General features: G+C 46.5%; 4 protein-coding genes. 2 read left to right on the forward strand and 2 right to left on the reverse strand.

What is annotated here, in order from left to right; all coding sequences use genetic code 11:
* Positions 1-374: 374 nt before the first annotated feature.
* The gene (locus tag ACCI49_RS24270) at positions 375-545 is read right to left on the reverse strand and encodes a hypothetical protein (RefSeq protein ID WP_371841833.1); all 171 of its coding nucleotides are present in this window, start codon (positions 543-545) and stop codon (positions 375-377) included.
* Between the two features lie 83 nt (positions 546-628).
* The gene (locus ACCI49_RS24275) at positions 629-901 is read right to left on the reverse strand and encodes a transcriptional regulator (RefSeq protein ID WP_371841837.1); all 273 of its coding nucleotides are present in this window, start codon (positions 899-901) and stop codon (positions 629-631) included.
* Positions 902-984: 83 nt separating this feature from the next.
* On the opposite strand from ACCI49_RS24275, the gene ACCI49_RS24280 reads away from it, so the two are divergent.
* Positions 985-1,728 (forward strand): LexA family protein, encoded by a 744-nt coding sequence (locus ACCI49_RS24280; protein WP_371841835.1) that lies wholly within the window; start codon positions 985-987, stop codon positions 1,726-1,728.
* A 33-nt stretch (positions 1,729-1,761) separates the two neighbouring features.
* Positions 1,762-2,340 (forward strand): hypothetical protein, encoded by a 579-nt coding sequence (locus ACCI49_RS24285; protein WP_371841836.1) that lies wholly within the window; start codon positions 1,762-1,764, stop codon positions 2,338-2,340.
* Positions 2,341-2,590 lie beyond the last annotated feature (250 nt).

Consider the following 2,590-nt stretch of genomic DNA (forward strand, 5'->3'; position numbering starts at 1 on the left):
TAAATCCCTTAATCATCCTTTCTTTAGTTAGTAATACTTTTTTATTAACCGGACAGCCCCGGCAGCCTCACCACTACCCAGGTGACGGGTTTCTCGGTATGCTGAAGGTGCCAACCCAACACGAGAAATTCTTATATTCGATTTAATTTCAAATGATGAAATACTCTATAAAACCCATATTTTTCGACTAGAGCGTGAACCATCCGAAAAAATTCGAATCGAGGTTCACGAGCTGCTTCAAATCGGCACCGCTGCCTGTAAGCCCAGATTTTTCGCAAGGGTCGTCGATTCGCTAGGCATTCCCAATAAAGACTTCATCGCAGAGGGAGCAACTGCCGAGGAGGCAATCAACAAGCTCCTTCCTCACATTCGCTTCACACCTCTTGAGGTGCTTTTCCCTTCGATGAAATCAACAGCTGATCCTGTTCGGTAAAGAACTTGATAAAACAATCCAGGCGCTGCCTTAGCAGTTCATCAAGTAGCGCCCTCCCTGCATCTGATTCCAGGTAATCTTTAATTTGCGGCTCAATGTATCCTTGCTTCATAGTCCTGCATCCTTTATATGCTCTAATTTTTCCCCTATAGGTGGCTACACTTCACGAAAAGCTTTAACAACTGCCAGATCGATTTACTGCTCTATTCCACCTTCAGGGTTTTCATTTACACTCCCTGCAGGTTGAAAACTTGTGTTGGGATATATTGGGTCTCCGTAAATGTCCGGGCGTATCTCACAACGAGTTACAACCTTGTCAGTTACTCGTTCAATATGTGGGCACCAGTGTGGAGCTACCCTCTTTCGCCCAGTAGCCCAAGCAGAGACCATCCCTTGGGTAATCCCGAGAAGCTGCGCCAAGCGCTCTTGAGTGCCCACTGTTTTAACCGCGCGTTTGATTGAGTCCATAGACACATTAATACCCCAGATATTAATACTAATCAATACCCCAGGTATTTGTCTTTCAACATTGGCGCTATTAACCTCGACTAATGAATAAATCAAAACGCAAACTCACAGATAGCGAGCTGCAGTTAGCCGAAAGTCTTCGACGCATTTGGCTGGCAAAGAAGGGGGAGTTGGGGCTTAATCAAGAAAAGGCCGGCGCCGCCATGGGCATCACTCAGGGAGCTGTTGGACACTATTTAAATGGTCGTATTGCTCTAAACACTGAGGCAATCATTAAGTTTGCTCGTTTACTTAATGTTGAACCTAGTGACATAGACCCCAAGCAGGTTGTTAAATTGGGGAGGCGCGCAAGCCCTGGTGCGCCAACCACACACACATTACAAGGAGTAAGTGATGTACCAGGAAATTACATTCCAATCCCGCAAAATCGCACTACCGTGCCGTTGATTTCATCCGTTCAGGCCGGCGGCTGGGCAGAAGTCATAGACAATTTTCAGCCGGGAGATGCAGAAGAATGGCGAGAGACGACGGCAAAAGTTGGCCCTAATGCATTTGCCCTGCGTATCGAGGGTGATTCGATGACCTCGCCAACAGGAGTCAGCATCCCTCACGGGTCCATAGTCATCGTTGACCCTGACGCGGAGTACACCAATGGCTCTATTGTTGTGGCCAAGCTGGTTGATGTACAGGAAGCCACGATTAAGAAGCTAGTGATCGATGGACCTAACAAATATCTCAAACCGCTTAATCCAAGCTATGCGCCCATCCCAATTAACGGAGATTGCCGCATTGTAGGGGTGGCGAAGAAGGTTGAGATAGATCTTTAAGAATAAAGACTCAACTACCAAGGAGGGTTTTACATGGAGTCCAAGTCTGAGCTCCCCAAGCCGCTTAATCCCATTTTTGGCAATATCCTACTTACTGCTGCCGCCGCCTTCACCATAGCAATTGCTCTTGTTGATGGGTCAAAGGCTGCGGACACTGTGAATGCCAAAGCATGTAAAAATGCGCTAATGATTGTAGCTACTCGCCCCTCTTCAGTAGAAGTAAATCAAGTAAAATCCCGCCGATCAGAGATGAGTAGCGATGACGCGTTAAAGTGGCAAAGGCTGAGAGGAACATCGCCAAGCACACTCAAGTGGATTGAGGGGGAAATCGCCAACAAACCAATGGAGCGAAGCTTTATCTCCATTGATTACACGGCAACCACTAGCTTAATTGGTGATTATCGCTCCGAGTTCTTGTGTACGTTCGTCAAGAATGCGTTCGACTCTGAAGTGCTAGATACAATCACATTTCAAAATAAAGATTATAAGTTTCACGACATCTTTGGTATTGGAGATGAGAGGCCAGATAGCGTTGACATAACCGGCGAGGTAGAACACAACCTGATCGTTGACCGTGTTGTCCACATAATTAGCTCCATTACCCCACTATAAGCTGACCCACCCCTATTCCCGACTGTGCACAAACAATAGTGGCGCACATTAATACCTAAATATCCAAAATTAATACCTCAGGTATTTACAATAAAATTACCCCTGATATTATTTTCCTAACAGCTCAGGGAGAAGACCCATGTTAGGAACCAACTCAACCCACCCCGCCGAAGACGCTCTCAGAAGGTATGAGCGTCACCAAGACTCTCTGCCAGATGAAACTGCAGCTGATGTAGAGCGCATTGAGGCC

The sequence above is a fragment of the Microbulbifer epialgicus genome, from assembly GCF_041447265.1.
Classification (GTDB): domain Bacteria; phylum Pseudomonadota; class Gammaproteobacteria; order Pseudomonadales; family Cellvibrionaceae; genus Microbulbifer; species Microbulbifer epialgicus.

Bases quoted from the DNA above. Each gene is read 5' to 3' on its own strand.
- ACCI49_RS24270 (WP_371841833.1), bottom strand. From the start codon at position 545: ATGAAGCAAGGATACATTGAGCCGCAAATTAAAGATTACCTGGAATCA.
- ACCI49_RS24275 (WP_371841837.1), bottom strand. From the start codon at position 901: ATGGACTCAATCAAACGCGCGGTTAAAACAGTGGGCACTCAAGAGCGC.
- ACCI49_RS24280 (WP_371841835.1), top strand. From the start codon at position 985: ATGAATAAATCAAAACGCAAACTCACAGATAGCGAGCTGCAGTTAGCC.
- ACCI49_RS24285 (WP_371841836.1), top strand. From the start codon at position 1,762: ATGGAGTCCAAGTCTGAGCTCCCCAAGCCGCTTAATCCCATTTTTGGC.